Genomic DNA, 17,950 nt, shown 5'->3' with positions numbered 1-17,950 from the left:
ATCCTTAAACGTTATGAGTAGTAATCGCTAAATACTTGATAAAATCGAGTGAGTTCACTTTCACTTAGTTGGTTTATTCCAGCTGCTGCTGCTCGCCCACCACCTGTCGCGAATTGACTTACTACTTTGTCTGCACCTTGTTTATTATTTAATGGCGCCCTAATACTTACAGTATAGCCCGACTCTTTATGGTGAGTGAGTACCGCATGCGCTTTATTTGGTGATTGATTTGCGAGTTCATTACCTAAAACGCCACTTACACGCCTTGCCCATGGTGCATCTTCCAATAAAATAACTTTGACCGCATCGCTTTCATACATAACTTGCGCAGCTTGCGCCTTTGCCATATCCGCTTCATATAGCGATTCTAACTGGTAAAAAATCGAATCTTTCTGCTCTATAACTTGCAAAGGTGATGGGTAATCAAGCAATAGTTCAAACAGCGCTTCTGGATGAAAATATAAATCCTCAATCGAACCACCATACCCGTTATAGTTAATATAAATCCCTAACGCTTTTAGCTTGTCTTTTTGCTCTTGTGTTAATCCGAGTTTATCGGCCTCTGCATCTGCGGTGGCAATCATATTATCGCCATAAGCCGCAGTAATTGCCCAAAGATGATATTGCTTATCGAGTAAATTACTGACAATCAAGCTTGTACAAGTATTGGCATCTAAATCGATATGCGCTTCTAATTTATTACTTGTTGGAATTTCTCCTGCACGATGATGATCGACATAAAACACTTCTGCACCAACATCTAAACACTTATTGAGCGCTTCCATGTTTTTTTCCATTGAGATATCGAGTACACGAATTTTATCATCTGGCTTAACATCTACCTGTTTAAGCAATTGAATATCGCGTTTTACACCAGTAATTTTTTTACTTTCAGTAGGGTTTGCAAGCTGCAATTGAAGAAGTGCGATAATGCCGTCGGCATCACCGTTAAATACGTCGTAGTTCATAATAATATGCACTTAAAAATAAAACAGATCTTGGCGAGCTATGTCACGTTATGCAAATAACTTTTTATTCATAGATAAACCTTAGTACGCAATTGGAAACAAATACTAAGACCCAGCTCGCTTAGTTTGTTTTAACTGTTCAAGTTCCATTTCAACCATCGCGAGTTTTTGCGCGATGCGATCCATTTTAACTTGCGTTTTTGCACGCTCAATATCTGCTATTAGCGCTTTTAACATTAACAGTAAACACGCGAGAATAACCGGTAAAATTGGTGAGTAAGCAATGCCAACCCAACCAGCGGCAATATCTGCCACTTGCGGGAACACACCTAACACTAAAATGGATATAGCCAGAATAAGCCAGCGAAAAGCAGCGCCCATTAAAATTGAGTCTCGGCGAATTAAAATTACTACGAAAAGAAAAAATACTATCGCGACTATCGAAGTGAAAATCTGATAAATATGCACTAAGAATCCTTGACTTCGGGAGAAGAAAGTAGCTTGTTAGATTTAGCCAACTTACTACAACATAATACCGTGGTATAACTCATATAGTACAGTACAGCCCACCACGAATAAAAAATCCTCGAGATGCCAACAGTTCTATCTTGCATCTCAACATCAATTTCACTTTTAGAAATATTAAAAGTTCGTAAAAGGAGTAAAACGCCAACATCTTGATACTCTATTAATGTTCCTTCACTTCGGCTGAGGACCTCTATTGCTTTTCGATTATAAAGTCTAAACCCAGAGGTTAGATCAAGTACACTAACCCCTGACAAAGCTCTAAAAAACCTCCAAGCTATATGTCTAGAAAATGACCCTCTACTAATACAAGAGCCAATAATCATATCTTTTTTACTTTTAGCTTGATGTGTAAATAATTTTTTTATTTGGCTTGCTAAATGTTGCTGATCTGCATCAAAAGTCACAGCATGAAAAACGCCCATTTTTGCCGCATACCTTAAGCCTGCTTGAGTTGCCTTCCAAGCTCCAAGATTATAAGCCAAAGACATAACTTTAGCTCCCTTTTGAGAAGCTAAAGACGCAGTATTATCAGAACTACAATCATCTACTACTAGGATATTTTTATAGCCATGACGACGTAAATCATCCAGTACTAAACCGATAGTTGATTCTTCATTGTGGGCTGGGATTATTACAAGTGGCGTATTCATTACAATAGCTTGGAAAAAAATCAAACCTAAGTCTAACTAATTTTAAGTGTTAGATATAGTAGTTTAAACTATGCATTAAGTTTAAAAAAAAACCTAAAGCACTTCATTGAATTACGAAAGTTTAGCTGCACAGCATTTTTAAATGCGACATATAGTAAATGTAATTTAATAATCCGCTTCTTCTCGGACAATTTTTTCGACCTCACCCAGCTTATACCTATTGTTTTGTTAACCATATTGTAAAACTCTACCTCTTCTTCAAAACGGGTGAAGTTACTTGTCAAATGAACCGTTTGATTATTATTATGTCTTCGATAGGAATATAATTTTTGATTTGTACCCGTTAATTTTTTTCCAGAAGCCAATAAATCAAAATACATCTGAAAATCTGTCACCATTTTCCAATTATTCGTAAATGGCGAGTTCTTTATCTGACTTTTCCGATAACACGACGTTGGACAAAAAATATAACACCCTTTCAGAAGGCTTGATAAGCCAATGTCTCCCTCAAGAGTCAACATTGCTTTTTTAGGTTTTATCAACGATTTAACCAAATCAGGTACCGTTGATACATTCTTGCCATAGGCATCTATCAGAAATACATCACAAAAGTACAATGCAGCTCGCTTATTAGAATCTATTAACTTACTCATTTCTTCTATATAGTTTGCGGATAAAACATCATCATCATGCAGTAAAACAACAAATTCAGTCTCAGCGGCATCAAATGCGAAATTCCAATTACCTGCCATCGATAAGTCATCATCATTTCTTTTATACGAAATTCGTTCGTCTCTCTCCTTTAGTACTATAGATTCAAGAGTTAGATTCCTTTCTTGGTTTCCATCTACAATAATCAACTTCCAACATGGTAATGTCTGCATTTTGACAGACTCTATAGCATGCATCAGAAAGCTTATATTCGAGTTAAAGCAAGGAATAGCAAAAGTAATCATATAAAGTTATTTATTTCTGAATGGCAAAAAAGCGAAAACGACACAATAATAACACTTGATAAAAATGCTACCTTTTGGAGCACATAACAATGCCATCTTAATTCTAGGTATTAGACTTTGCGTGTATATATCCTCCAACTTTTCTAACAATAAAATCCTAGAGTTTGCTTCATTATCTCTCAAGCTAAACAACGCTTTAGCTTGATTTATATAATCAAAAACTCTCAAGTGATATGTAGAGAGCTTTTTCAGCAATATAAAAAAAGACTTTTGATTAGCACCAATGACATTATTATCATGTTGTCGATAATGTACTAAGGGCTGATTTACGTAAATAAGTTCACCATAATACTTTGCTATTAAGGCAAACCAGAAATCATGAATTATCGCATACTTTGAAATTGGCAATGCCATATCTAACAGCCTCCTGTTAAATAACGACGCACATCCTGTCACTGTATTTTGAAAACATGCTTCATAAATATTTTGATTTTCAGGAGTTGGTAGATTTAGCCGAGTCATAAATGAATTGAATAATAAGTTTCCTTCTTCATCTATTCCCATTAGATCACTAAAAACCAAAATCGGATTTGATTCTGCTATTTCAGAAGACTTTAAGTGACTTAATAAACTTGATAATTTATATGGCAACCAAATATCATCCTGATCTGAAAAACAAAAATAATCGAAATCAGTCTTCGATGCATACTCTGCTAAAGCCGAAAAATTTGAGAGAACTCCTGAGCTATGACGACTGTCTTTACATTTTTCTATGATTTTAAATTTTTCAGGAAACTTAGCACTAAATGAGTCCAGTATTTCTAAGGTTTTATCTTCAGAAGAATCATCTCGAACACAAACATGAACTTCAACATTTTTTTGGTTCATTATAGAGTTCAGCTGTGCCTCTAAGAATTTTTCACCATTATAAGTAGCTAATAGTACTAATATTTTATATTTTTCAGTCATGATTGATTTATACAAAAAAGGCGCTAACTCTAGCACCTTTAACTTTTTTAACGTATCCGACGGTACACTAAGAATATAATTATAAATAGTAGATAACTAGTCCCTCCCGAAGACTTTTTCTTCGGAGGTTCGACAATGATTGGTTTCGCAGTGGTTTTAGTCGAAACTTCAACCACATTATCCTCAAAATTATCATCTACTCGATTACTTGTTACAGATAGGTTTATAGAACCATCACCAACTTGATTAAACATCACGGTAACTTGAATATTGGCGCTTTCACCTTTAGTAAGAGGCTCATTGCCCTTACACAAATGACCTGTTGAGTTCTCCTCACAGGTAACAATACCCGAATTTGTAATTGAAACCGTATTACCAATAGCCGCTATGTTTAATTCAAACATCTCTGCTTGAGACAAGCCGTTATTTGAAATAACAATTGAAATTTCTTCGCTATTTCCTTCAATAGCATTTAATGAAGAGTTACTTGTTGTAAGATTTAAGTCGGTCGTCTGCAGACCAAATCGCCCGCTACCCTGATTATAACGAATATGACTTCTTCCATCTTTAGAGATACTTACAATATCTAAGTCGTCATCTGAATCTACATCAGCAACTTTAAATTTGCTTGCACCTTCACTAGTGAATACAGTCGGTGACAACTTATAACCATTTCCCATACGCTCTAGGTAAGTAATATCACCATTTTCGGCTAGAAGTAAGATTTCGCTTGCCTCATCACCAAGTAAATTATCAATGCTAATATCGATATACTCAATACTCGATAGGGACTCTATTTCTGTGCCTGAATTATTAAGTACTCGAACACCATCTTGGGACAATGTGACTATGTTGAGAATACCGCTCTCTAATAGCTCAGCAGTTAAGACACGTTGGACATTAGAAATTGAAGTCTGCTGTTTTTCGAACTCGCCTACTTCAGTTTGAATCCAAAGCTCTAGAGGTGCCTCTGAAATTGCTAAGATCATATCCTCTAGGCCGTCACCATTTAAATCAGCACTGGTCAAATCATTGACTTGAACTTGATCACCTAACGTAAATTGTACAGATCGATTTGTAGATTGAATTAGCGGCTCAAATGGTTGAGCGAATATACTGAACCCTGGCTGAGAATTGTCAAGGAAGACAACATCTTCAACTTCATCACCTGTAACATCAAATACAAACACAGCTTTACTAGGTAATTTTGAGAGTATTTGTATTGATGCGGTGCTTAGGTCTCCAGAGTTAAACCAAACTCCTGAGCCATATTCAGATTCGGTTGCAAAAATAATATCATTGTTACCATCACCATCTAAGTCCGATATTTCAACATCTAAAACATTTTCAGAACTTAAAACATTGGCACCTAATATATATTGCCCTGCGCCCTGGTTGAGATATATAGAACTAGTTTTGTTACCTGCATAAATAATATCAATCAGATCATCATTATTCATATCACCCAAAGCAAAACTATTTACATCGGTAATATCTATCGAAGCCCCAACTTCATCTGATTTAGACTCCGTAATTGCCTTCGCTAATTTATTGTTTTTCGTGTACCCGCTATTAAAATCTAGTGTCGCTGTTGATACAAATTCGCCGGCCGAATTTGCAGATAGTGTCACCAGCACAATTTCCTTAGCACTAGGTTCTAATGATTGCGGAATCTGACAATTAATAGAAGCGTCTGACACTGAACATTCATTAGTCATCTGTTCAATAGTCACACCTTCAATATCTATAGACAATGCATCAATAGAAATACTTTGAGACGAATTATTCGCAATTTCTAATGTCAGTAAGAATGCATCCCCAACTAAAATAGGTGATACGCTTATTTCCTGACTAACAATCAAATTGGAATTATCAAATGCGATCACTTCGACCGAGAACGCTTGCTGCTGTGTTAATTCACCATCAGATGCCTCCAAAACGATAGGAATTGATTGACCAATCAACTCACTTGATGGAGTTCCAGTAAGTTTAGTGCCATTGAGTTCAATCCAATCTGGTTTAGTCAAAGCCCTTACAGAAGTAGATTCACTATCGATATCCGATATTTTCACATCATAACTATAGAGTTCTTCACCTACAGCGACCGTATTTGGTTGAGAATCAAATTTAGGGGCATCGTTAACATTCTCTACAGTAATCACAACCTCAGCTAAATTGGAGCGCAAGCCAGCCTTATCAGCAATTGAATAACTAAAACTATCATTTCCAAAATAATCTGAATTTGGAGTATAGATTACCCCCCCAGAATTATTAACTACCGCGGAACCATTACGAGGCTGATTCAATTCAATAGAGGAAAGATCTAATTCTCCCTCCACGTCAGTATCATTTTCCACCACATTAATCGTTGCCACTGAATCTTCATTAACAATTACTGAATCGTCATTTGCTAGTGGGGCGGTATTGCTAGTGGTGAAAAACCAATTTGTAATTTCTAGTGCTGTATTTCCAATAGTATCTTGAACGGCTCCCTGCTCAACAAGCACCTGGTATCGAGTCTCTACTTTTAAGTCGACACCAAATGAAAACTCAATTGTGTTTCCTAATATTGTTCTTTGAGACGCCTCTATCGTGTCACCATTATCAATATCAATCAGCTTGATTTTCCCAGAACCTAGTTCAATCGATTCATCAAAACCAATACTGAACGAAGTCGTTATTGGAATCGAATCGCTATTATTCACGGGAACTAGACTCTCTACTTTTGGAGCTAAGCTATCATAAGAAACTAAAACCTCTAATGATTCTACATTACCATTTCCTAGCTGATCTAAAACAACATCTTCAGGAATAAATAGTTTGATTTGAAGAGATTGTGAACCTGTAACATCTACACTATAACTAGACCCTGAAAGTGCTACAAAATTACTCAATTGCCCGTTTATAACTTGGATGTCAGAGATATCGAATCCTGTCACACTATCAGTAAAGTCAATTGTTGTCGTAAACGTTGATTTTGCTTTCTCTGGAGCATTTATTGTAACTCTGACCTTAGTGTCATCTATCGCTATGTCTAGCTGATTAGAAGCTTGATTAGCATTGCCATTACTGTCTAATGCGATGTTTTCAGGTATTGAGATTGTGACTAAATTACCTGCTGAGGGTACAATTGTCGCTGTATAATTACTCCCAGACCCATCAAGTGAAACGACACTAGCATTTGAAACAGAAATGTCTGAGCTTTCAAAACCAATTACCGGTTCCGAGAAAGCTATTTGAATATCAAACTTGGCTCCGCCGACTTGAGCTGGACCACTAATAGCAACGGTTGGTCTTGAACCATCAAAAGAGACACTCTTTTGTTCAGCTGCAGTATTATTATTCCCGGCCGCATCCGAAGCAACGCCAGCCAAAATATCAATTAAAACGACACCATCAGATGACGGTGTTACATCTATTGAATAGCTACCAGAGCCATTGTCTGTAAAGTTACTGAGAACCGCATTAGTTGCGTTAACATCTCCAATGTCGAAACCTGAAACTATTTCGCTAAAAGCAACTGAAATAGAGAAACTGTTAGTTTGAGTAGTGCTAGGGGCCGTAATAACAACAGTTGGCAAAGTTATGTCATATTCAACACTTAACTGACTGGACGCCAAATTGCCATTATTTGCATTATCTGTGGCAACATTTTCTGCAACATCCAGTGTAACCGTTCCCTCAACCCCTGGAGTCACTGTAACGGAATAGTCGCTGCCTGCACCACTGAAACCAGATAACGCAGCGTTTCCGACAACAATATCGTTCACGTCGAAGCCCGTTACCACTTCTGAAAAATTAATGCTTGCCGAAAATGAGCCATTGTTAGCTACTTTATTCGTACTGATAGTCACTACTGGTCTTGTATTGTCGGAGATAAAGTTCACCGTTTGAACGTCATTACCATTACCCGCACTATCTCTAACTTGGTTAGCCGGTAAGGTAATGCTAACTGGTCCATCTGCAAGTGCATTAAAAGTGATATTCGCACTGTTTCCATCAGTTACAGAAAAATCAGATACACTTGCGTTTACCAATGTTAAATCACTTTTACTGACACTCAACGTGTCAAGATCAGTAGCAAAATCAATCGCTACAACAAATGGCACTGTGTTATTCAAGGTATTACCATTTTGACTTGAAGTCATCGTGATAACGGGTTTTACATTATCCACATTAATTGATTGCGAAGACAAACTCGCTATTGAGATACCTGCACTGTTTCTTGCCACGCTCGCTTTTATCGAAAAAGCTAACGAGCCATCTCCTGAGATATTTGACAAGACTATTTCAGGAGTTGTAGTTGTACCATTATTAACAAAAACAGAGGCGCTCGCTGTACCCGTTGTTGTAAGTAGCACATCACTCACAGTTAGATTAACTTCTTCAGCGTTGGTAAATGTAATTGGGAATGAAACAGGGCCTGTATTGGTTAACGTCAAACTTGGTACACCAATTGTTGTAACAATATCCTGCGCGCTATCTATTACCTTTATATTTGTGGAAACCGGATAAACAGAAAATGCAATAGAGTTACTATTACCAGTAATTGACGAGGAAGATGATGAAAAAATGGTTTGACTGTCCACATTAGGCATATCAACTCCAACAGTCAATGTACAAGATGCTCCTACAGCTAAGCTACCACCACTGAATGATAAAGTTGAGCTCCCCGATAGAGAGCCTCCACATTGAGTTGCAGAGCTAATGTTCGCACTCGATCCTGGTAAAGCACTGTTGAAATCCTCAGTAAAAGCTATATTCGTAATAGGCTGTGACCCTGAGTTCATTAAAGTGTATTCGAGTGTCGCAGCGCTGTTGTCGTTAACAAAATCTGATGTGAATTTAGCTGTAACCTCAAGAGGTACATCTACTTTCAATTGCGCAACCAATGCATCAATTGAAACACTGGACCCTACGTTGTATGTTACAGAGCTTGTTATTGCGTTATAGCTGCCCAAAGCAGCTCCACCTGGAATCGTTATCTCAAGGTCAAAACTGCAATTCTGGCCTGATTGAAGGTTGCCACCGGTCAATGTCAAAAGTGTTGTTCCAGTTAGCGCAGAACCAGAACCACATATGTTATTCAAATCACCGCCAGTATAGACTGTTCCTGATGTAAGATCTGATAAGTTATGAGTAAAAACTATTGATGTAGCATCTGTAGGCCCTACATTACTAAATGAATATCTTGCCGTAACTGTGCCGCCTGGAATCGCGGAACTTAGAAACTCTAGAGTTCCTTCAAGACCAGCCACCAATAAATCACTAGATGCTGATTTACCAGTAACATTCAACCCATCAACTGTCGCTGTCACATTAGAAGTAGTAGCGTTAAATTCACCAGGTGTAACACCGTTTGGTATATTAAGCGCGAGGTTAAAATTACAACTCGAGTCTGGCGATAAACTCGCTCCGGTAAGAGTGACAAAACTGTCCCCTGCCGACCCAGTTAAACTAGAACCAGAGCCACATACATCTGACAATGGAAGGTTAGAAGCTGTTAGACCTGATAAAACGCTATTTAAATCAATTGTAAAGCCAATGTTAGATGCAGCTGCAGGACTAATATCTCGGTGCGATAAAGTGAATACTGCATTTGCTGAATCCCCACCTAATACACCTTTTGGCATATCTACTTTTAAGCTTGGAGCACCCACTACAGTAATTGAAAAACTGGGGAGTTTTGGGTTAACTGTTTGCGCATTTACCGTAGCCGAGGCGGACGTCATTGTATAGTTTAATACACTCGTCTCTAGTCCAGATGGTATAGTAACATCCGCTGTAAATGTACAGGACCCGTTTGCAGCTATATTACCACCAGTCAACTGCAACCCTTGCCTGTCAGAATCAATAAATACCAGTGATAATGAAGAGCCTGATCCACATGGAGGGTTGGGCGTAGGCGGAAGTGTAGCACTTATAGGGAATGGCAGCCCACCAGTTAACTCAAGTAAAGCCTGAAGGTCAGTTACTGACGAGTTACTAGTATCGGAAAAAGTGAATTCCACACCTACGGTGCTACCAGCAGCAACGCTAGATACACTCGCGCCACTTTGAGTAAAACGTAACGCGGCTGTAGGAGCTCCAACAACAACGAGATCAGTTGTAGCCGTGCCTTTAGATACGCTGTCGATTAGTACGGTACTTGAATTAACTTTATATGATCCAGGAGTTGTACCCAGTGGTACATTTACATCAACGCTAAATGTACAACTCTGTTCCGCACCTAACGAGCCATTGGAAAAAGTGATAAGTGAACTGCCACTTCCTGACAAATCGCCATTGCCACATACATTATTCACTGCAGAAGATGTCCAACTAATCCCTGCAATTGAACTCGGCGTAAGCGCATCTAAATCCACCGAAAAATCAATATCAGATGCTGAAGACGAGCGCTCAAAGTTTGTTATTGTAAATTGCAGCTGGGTACTTTGCCCAGGAGAAACTGGCGACAGCACATCCATAATCAAAGCTGGTTGACTTATTACAATATCATCAGCAGCATAACCTAAAGCTCCCATTTGATAATTAATTAGAGATGACGCAACTATGCCACTTACGGGCTTCTTAGCTTTTAAATTTTGACTAACGCTGCATGTTGCCCCTGCATCAACAGCGGCGACGTCAAGCCCCCCTCCAAATGACAGTGAGAAGGTGCTATCTCCAGGAGCACCAACACTGCCGCCTGTGAAAACATTAGCATCACAAGTATTGGTTGTGTCAGGAAAATCTGATATTTCCAGCCCGTCAGGCAGTGTAAAGCTTGCTGTTAATGAGCTCGCTAATGAACCATTTGAAGAGTTATCAAATGTCAGTGTTGCTCTAATATTTTCTCCTACAACAGCAGTTCCTGATGCAAATGAAAAAGACACTCCAGGTCGAGATGTATTTACAACTAAATCATCATTAGCTGATGATGTCGTATCACTTCCAATGGTGATTGATGGCATTGTAAAAGTATGTGTACCGGGTGTTGAACTTGTTGTCCAAACAGTAACGGAACATACACTACCTGTAGCTAGAGAGCCATTTGACAAACTAAAACTTGCCCCCCCGGCAGTAGCGGTTACCTGAGAGTCAATACCACAATCGCTAGACGCTATTACTGGATTAGAAATAGTAACTCCTGCAGGCAAAGGCGCTGTAAATGATATATTTCTATCACTTGTGCCGCTCCCATTGCTTAGAGTCATAACTAACGGACTACTAGCACCTGGGCCTATAGTATCAGTTGAAAAAACTGGAGTAACTGAAGATGCTGCATAGCTGTTGCAGGCTGCGCTTATCAACGCCCCCCCAAACAACCACGAAAGTTTTTTATTTATATTTATCATTACGCTACGCTCAGGAGAACACTGCTCTGTTTATTGGGGAAAAATAAACAGTAATTTTAGTATAGAGCCAGCAGCACCACAATCTATTCACAAAGATTAATTTTTGTTAATCTAAGTAATGAAGTATTACAAAAAAAAGTATCTGATGAAAAAGCCTTTAATTACGCTGTCTCTGGCTCTATATTTTGTGTTATTGACTGCATGTTCAAGCACATCTGACCAGAATAAGAACCAAGAAATTGCACAGACTTTCCGCCTAAACCAAGGTATCGAAGTCCGACTTTCAGTACCACAAGGGTTCAAGTTAACGCAAGAGCATTATGGTTTTATACAACCCGAATCTTTTTCGCGTATAAAGATTAGTGAAGTGGAAATTCCCTATCAAACATATCTGACGCAGTTAACACCTGAGAACTTTCTTAAAAATCAGCTACAACTAATGAAATCAGAAATCGTAGAAGTAAATGGTGCAAAGTGTTCATTATTGACATTTAAACAGGTAATTTCTGGCACCTATTATGAAAAGTTGTGGTTAATTGCAGGCGATAAGTTGTCGAGTATTAAAATTGAGGCAAGTTATCCTGAAGGGTCTTCAATGAATCATAAGGCTGCGATAAAGAAAAGTTTATTTAGCACCGCAGTAAAAACCGATAATTCGTCTCGTTTATACACAGGCTTGCCTTTTTACTTCAAAGATACGAGTGGGTTCAAACTTGTTCAGAGAAATTTAAACTCTGTTGTGTTTATTTCAAATAAAATTAAAGGTGCCACAGTTGTTCTTAGTCACGGAAAACTAGCCAAACCGATAGATAATATCGAGCAACTAAGTAATCACTTTTTATCAAATAGTAATAGTATTTCGGATCCTGAAATTATATCCAATAATCAGATAAAGATAGATTCAATCCCTGCGCTCGCGACCCAAGCCTATGCTTTGCATCAAAGCAATCAATCTTGGGTTTATCAAATTACATCATTTCAAAAAAATAAATTTTTAGTCGTTCAAGCCCTCAGCAAGAAGCCTGAGCGGGTTGAGTTTATACAAGAATTAGAACAACTCATTGAACAGTTTAAATTTAAATAGCCCTATTTAACGTGCTGTACGGCATAGTGATAATTTATGCCGTACATACTTACAATTTAAATGTAAAAGACTCAGGTAATAAACAAACCTGTTCACTACAGGCCTGCAGTTCCAGCGTTAGCCAGCTGCCATAACTTGGTAACCTAACTTTTATTTTTTCATCAAATAAGCTTAAAGGCTGTTCACTAAATCCTAGTTTTTTCTCTATTGGTTGGGGATAAAAACTACTATCAATAGCACTTCCGTCAATAGATATTGAAGTTGCTAATAGCGATGCTTGATTTGGCGAGTTTGAGTTGATATGCCATCCAGGCTTTAGCTCTATTGTTAAATATGGCGTGGTATCAGACAACCCTTCAATTGATATCATACCGTTTCCCTGAGCAAATGATGCCCTGCCAACTGGGTGAACTGCGCTAGAAAACACTTTTGCAACACTAAATGCAGAGATCGGAGCGCGTAGATACGCTTTTTGAACGTCTTTTTTGTGCTTTCTATAAGCACTAGCTATTACACTATCAGAATATCGGTAACGCTCCGAAAGTGACAAAAATAGAGCATCGACAGATATTAATTCGCCATCATTTACATTCAGAATCTTTTTATTCAACTTTTGATCACCAATAATATTATGAAGCAAGCTCTTTGTTTTGTTACGCCATTCATTATTAAATGTCGCGATGTACATTCTGTCATACACCTGAGCCAAATATGTATAATCTTCGAGTGCTGCATCTCCTCCAGCTGTATCAAGATAAACGGCTCGTTTTAATGCACCTTGCACAATAAGATTATCCTCAAGGTATTCTATTAATTGCTCTGCTGACTTTAAATAATTATGTTCAGAGGTAACAAAATACAATTCAATCAATGCATCAACAAAAAGTGCATTCCAAGACAGCAATATTTTTTTATCGATATGTGGTAGAGGAAGACTTTCTCTACTTTCCCTCAGTGTATTACGTGCAATAGGCGGTAAATCAGAGTTACGTAAGTATGGTGCAAATAACTCTTTGTCTTTAAATTGATACCATAAGAAGGCATCTTTTATTTCTTTACTTAAAAGTGCTTTATCTTGCCTGCTAAACAGATAATAACCCCCTTCTTGATTCTGATAGTCGGCATCAATTGCGCTATAGTAACCACCTTCAGGAGAACGCATTACGTGTGTAGCAAATTCTAAGGTATCTATGGCAACATCAAGATAATCAGGTCGTTCTAACAAATGACTAGCACGTGCAAAAACTTGAATTAAAAGCGCTTGGTTATAAAGCATTTTTTCATAGTGTGGCAACTGCCAAAAGGCATCAGTTGCATACCTGTGAAACCCACCATGAACATGATCACGAATGCCTTTTTGACTTAAATTATCTAACCACACAACTAACTTTTTCTTTAATTCATTGGATGGGTTTATCTTGTATTGCTCTAGGCTTAGTAACAATAAAGCCTCACTAGGAAACTTAGGAGCACCTGGTAATCCTCCAAAATCAACATCTAACTGATTTAATGTGTCTGATATATTTTGAGTAACGCGTTCGAGCGACCACTTTGCATTATTATCGCTACTAGGTGCCGTAACTTGTTGGGTAATATTTGTAGCCACTTGCTCCAGGCGCTTTGGACTTTTTTCCCAAATAGTAACTAAGCGGGCGCTAATCTTTAATAAGTCGGATTTAGATACGTATGAATCAATCCAAATTGGCTTAGCATCAGGTGTTAAAATAGCAGTTATCGGCCACCCGGCACTGCCCTTAACCGTTGTAAGTACCTCTGTAAAATATGCGTCAACAGCAGGCTGTAATTCTCTATCTACCTTTAGGTTAATAAAGTTTTGATTAAGAAATTCTGCAACTTCAATATCGACAAAACTTTCTTTTTCCATCACATGGCACCAGTGACATGTTGAATAACCTATTGATAAAAAAATTAGTTTATTTTTTTGTTTCGCATTATTAAGTGCTTTGTCACTCCACGCTTGCCAATTTATCGGGTTGACAGCGTGTCGAAGTAGATAGGGGGAGGCTTCAACCACCAGTCCATTCAAATAAACTTGCCTTGGTTTTTCTATCCCTGCGGAATACAACAACTCATCAATGACAGTAGCCTTTTCTTTGTATTGATCAAGCCAATTTGTAAACTCTACGTTATTTATGTTTACATTAATTGGAGGCATTACTTTTGCGTTAAGTGCAAAACTAAACACTAGGGTTAACACTAGGTAAAAAGCTAAAATTACGTATTTAAAATAATTCACGGTTTAAAGCTCTATTACTTTCAATTGATTGGGTTTTACATTTTCAATAGTGCTTGTTTCGCCGTTAGGCCACACGACTTTAAGTTTAACCGATTTTGCATTGCCCAGACCAAAGTGCTGCACTTTAGGATGTACTGACATATATCCGTCCGTACTTCGCACCTCGCGCCAAATATTATGTCCATTAGGAAGTGTTAGGTAGATTCGAGCTCCAATAGCGTCTTTCGTTACATTTTTTTGGGGAGCGCCTAACAGTTTAACTTTTAACCAGCCACTGCTCGTCTTTAAATTATTTTGAAACAATGCTGCTGGTTCATGGTAATTGTTTAAAACGATATCCAAGTCACCATCATTTTCAAGGTCAAAATAACTGGCGCTTCGAGAGTTACTCAATAAATTTAAACCTAGCGAACTATCCATTGTTTGTAAGTGCCCATCTTTATTCTCAAAGAAAATATTTAATTCTTTCTCGCTAACAGGAAGAAGTGCTTTTTGCTTGTTTCCGTGTTGATCCTCAAAGTAAGGGTTTTTACTACTGTATAAATTGAACTCATTCATTCCATTTAGAACATATAAATCATCATCTCCATCAAGATCATAATCAAAAAAGTCAGCATCCCAAGACCATCCCGTTGAGGAGTACCCCCGCCCCACACGCTCACTTGGTTGATAACTTAAGCCATCGCTTTTTGAGGACATAAACAGATCATTTGCTTCAATCACTCGCATATGAGCAAGCTTCTCTGCATCGAACTTCATTTGAGTATCTTCATTTGGCAGGACGTAAGTTTCATCTTTATTCATGGTTACGATATTTGAAATATATATATCAGGTAACGAATCTTGATTTAGGTCCGCTATACCAATTCCCATAGTATATGAAGGCTTATCGGTACCAATTTTTGAGGAAACATCGATGAATGTGCCATTTTTTTGATTTATGTAGTAACCATTAACACCAAAATCATTCCCAACGATCACGTCTTGCCAACCATCATTATTCAGATCGGTGTGCGCAACTGCTTGAGCCCATCCTGTATTGTCTAAACCAGAGCCTTTTGTTACATTTTTAAATTTGAAATTACCAATATTTTCATACAATTGATTGGGTTTCCCATTGGTATTACGGCGTTTTAAGGTAGGTAAATCGCCGGTGATATAGTTACCAAAATAAGTAATGTATAAGTCAAGATCGCCATCACGATCATAATCAAACACGGTAGCCGGACCGCCGACGAGACCTTGCCCTCCCAGTTGAGCGATTTCAGTTACATCTTTAAAATATTGCCCTTTGATATTTTGATAAACGCGATGCGTATCATTGACGTAAGTAACAATAATATCTTGCCACCCATCGTTATTAATATCGGCAACTATCGGCTGACGAGCTTCACCTGGATGGTTGTCCTGTTTTCTTGACCAGTTTAATTTGTAGCGTTCAGTCACATCATTAAACTGAGCATCCCCCATGTTCAAAAACAGCTTGTTGCCGCGCCCCCCTAATATAAAAATATCAATTAATCCGTCATTGTTTATATCTTCTGCAGCAACCCCTGAGCCACCGAATGCCGGAGGAATAGTAATAACACCTGTAGACTTGTCACGACGTAAAAATGTTCTAAGTTGGCGATTTAACCAATCTGACGAGCGATGCTCATAATCAAATTTTGCTTGTTTGGATACATTAGAAAACGTTGCAGATTTAATACTATGTTCAGCAGAAGCTAATGGTTGCTCATAATTATTAGATACTAATGCGTTAGTATGTTGTTTGGTTTTATCGATGATAAGCTGCTTTGCCCGAGATAAATGGGCAACGTTTAAATTAGCCGCATTATCTTGTTTGGCAATTGAGCCAGCTTCTCGTAATAGTAAAACACCATATTGAGCAATGTTTTCAGTCAATAACTCTGCTGCGAATGGGTCTGGTTCAATATATAAGTCAAACTCGGGCTTGTTTATCGCTGTTTTTAAGTAATGCCAATGTGCGCCAGCATCACGAAATGCATCCATGTCATAAGACTCAATATACACCATTCCCTTATTACCTAACTTGGGGAAGAACAAAGCATCTTCATACTCATTAATTTTATGAGGTATAAATTGATTAGCAAATTCATATACATCACTCTCTTGCACTAAGCTTTGTTTATTTTCCATCGCCAATTGCTGAGCGCCTAAATAGAGGTCGCTTGCAAACTCACTTATTATCTCAGCGTATAGATTAATTATTGCATCACTATCAGATTTGTTGCTTGGCCAAGAAGTTCGAGCAAAATATACCTGTAGGTTTCGTAAAAACACTTGATTTGAAACTTGATTGTAAGCTGAATATGAACTGAGTTTTTTCTCAACCATTGCATTAAGTAATGTAGGTGAGCGCTTAGCGTATTTAATAGAGCCATTTTGTTTTTGAACAGGCTTCTCTCTCACACCAAGTTCACGCCAAATCGAATTAATGACTTCAAGTTCAATTTCAGCTTGATTGTTGATGCGTGCAGTGTTGTCTGCAACTTTTAATGCTGCCAACGTGTAAAAATCTAAGCTATTCTTCATTGCATCAACAGCCCTAGCTGTTAGTGGCAGTAGTTGGTTGTCAAAATCGAGCAATGCATCTTGTTGAACGGCAAGGACTGCCCTCAATGAATAAGCAATACTTCCATACTGACGCTTATCATCTTTGTGTAACGTTACACTATTGTCGCCAGAAAACGTGATGCGCCAGTGTTGATTTTTATCCTGATTCACTAAAAAAAACTGCTTTTGCGCTTCAAGTATATGGCTTTTCAATACGACTTGCTCGGATTCAGCTTCAGCTAAAACGTGTGCGTGCTGCCATAGAATTTCAATATACTCTTTTTGCAGCATGTTTTTAGCAAATCTTGCCTTATCACTTAGTGGAGTCCCAAACATAAAGTCCTCTAAACGAGAAGCCGTTGCATAACATTTGGGCTCAGATTTTTTTTCGAGCTCATTAATGGCATTTAAAATCGTTTTCAAGGAGTTATTAGAACTTGCCAAAACAGCTTGAGAGTGAATTAACACCCAAACAATAGCAAAAAAATAAATAGGCTTTAAAAGAAACATACGCGTTAGTATCCACCGATGAGCAAGGGATAATTAAGAATTTATTCATCTATTATGAATGATAACAAATGGGTCGAACATGAACTGTTCAGACCAATAATTATAGAAACTATT

9 protein-coding genes are annotated in these 17,950 nt (G+C 38.0%); 1 reads left to right on the top strand and 8 read right to left on the bottom strand.

Annotated features, from left to right (window positions below; all coding sequences use genetic code 11):
- Positions 1-11: 11 nt before the first annotated feature.
- The 6 genes from ACHSBP_RS21415 to ACHSBP_RS21390 all read right to left on the bottom strand — a co-directional run bounded on the left by ACHSBP_RS21415 (position 12) and on the right by ACHSBP_RS21390 (position 11,408).
- Entirely contained in the window at positions 12-968 is a 957-nt protein-coding gene (locus ACHSBP_RS21415) for a DHH family phosphoesterase (RefSeq protein ID WP_395390383.1), read from the bottom strand.
- Positions 969-1,073: 105 nt separating this feature from the next.
- The gene (locus tag ACHSBP_RS21410) at positions 1,074-1,436 is read right to left on the bottom strand and encodes a DUF2304 domain-containing protein (protein ID WP_395390382.1); all 363 of its coding nucleotides are present in this window, start codon (positions 1,434-1,436) and stop codon (positions 1,074-1,076) included.
- The gene (locus tag ACHSBP_RS21405; RefSeq protein ID WP_395390381.1) at positions 1,436-2,146 is read right to left on the bottom strand and encodes a glycosyltransferase family 2 protein; all 711 of its coding nucleotides are present in this window, start codon (positions 2,144-2,146) and stop codon (positions 1,436-1,438) included. The genes ACHSBP_RS21410 and ACHSBP_RS21405 overlap by 1 nt, the downstream gene beginning before the upstream one ends.
- A gap of 68 nt (positions 2,147-2,214) precedes the next feature.
- Positions 2,215-3,102 (bottom strand): glycosyltransferase, encoded by an 888-nt coding sequence (locus ACHSBP_RS21400; protein ID WP_395390380.1) that lies wholly within the window; start codon positions 3,100-3,102, stop codon positions 2,215-2,217.
- Positions 3,103-3,108: 6 nt separating this feature from the next.
- Positions 3,109-4,107: a glycosyltransferase family 2 protein gene (locus tag ACHSBP_RS21395; RefSeq protein WP_395390379.1), complete on the bottom strand. Its 999-nt coding sequence runs from the start codon at positions 4,105-4,107 to the stop codon at positions 3,109-3,111.
- A gap of 11 nt (positions 4,108-4,118) precedes the next feature.
- On the bottom strand, positions 4,119-11,408 hold the full coding sequence (locus tag ACHSBP_RS21390) for an Ig-like domain-containing protein (protein WP_395390378.1): 7,290 nt from the start codon (positions 11,406-11,408) through the stop codon (positions 4,119-4,121).
- Between the two features lie 145 nt (positions 11,409-11,553).
- Between ACHSBP_RS21390 and ACHSBP_RS21385 the strand changes: the two genes are divergently transcribed.
- On the top strand, positions 11,554-12,492 hold the full coding sequence (locus ACHSBP_RS21385) for a hypothetical protein (protein ID WP_395390377.1): 939 nt from the start codon (positions 11,554-11,556) through the stop codon (positions 12,490-12,492).
- Positions 12,493-12,541: 49 nt separating this feature from the next.
- Here the strand turns inward: ACHSBP_RS21385 and ACHSBP_RS21380 are convergent, their stop codons facing one another.
- Entirely contained in the window at positions 12,542-14,749 is a 2,208-nt protein-coding gene (locus ACHSBP_RS21380; RefSeq protein WP_395390376.1) for a thioredoxin domain-containing protein, read from the bottom strand.
- Between the two features lie 3 nt (positions 14,750-14,752).
- Positions 14,753-17,836, bottom strand: a complete 3,084-nt coding sequence (locus tag ACHSBP_RS21375) for a CRTAC1 family protein (protein ID WP_395390375.1) — start codon at positions 17,834-17,836, stop codon at positions 14,753-14,755.
- Positions 17,837-17,950 lie beyond the last annotated feature (114 nt).

It is taken from the genome of Pseudoalteromonas sp. XMcav1-K (genome assembly GCF_044005875.1).
Lineage (GTDB): Bacteria > Pseudomonadota > Gammaproteobacteria > Enterobacterales > Alteromonadaceae > Pseudoalteromonas > Pseudoalteromonas spongiae.
Note: the sequence above shows the minus strand (reverse complement) of the source record. Positions and strands in the feature narration are given on the sequence as shown.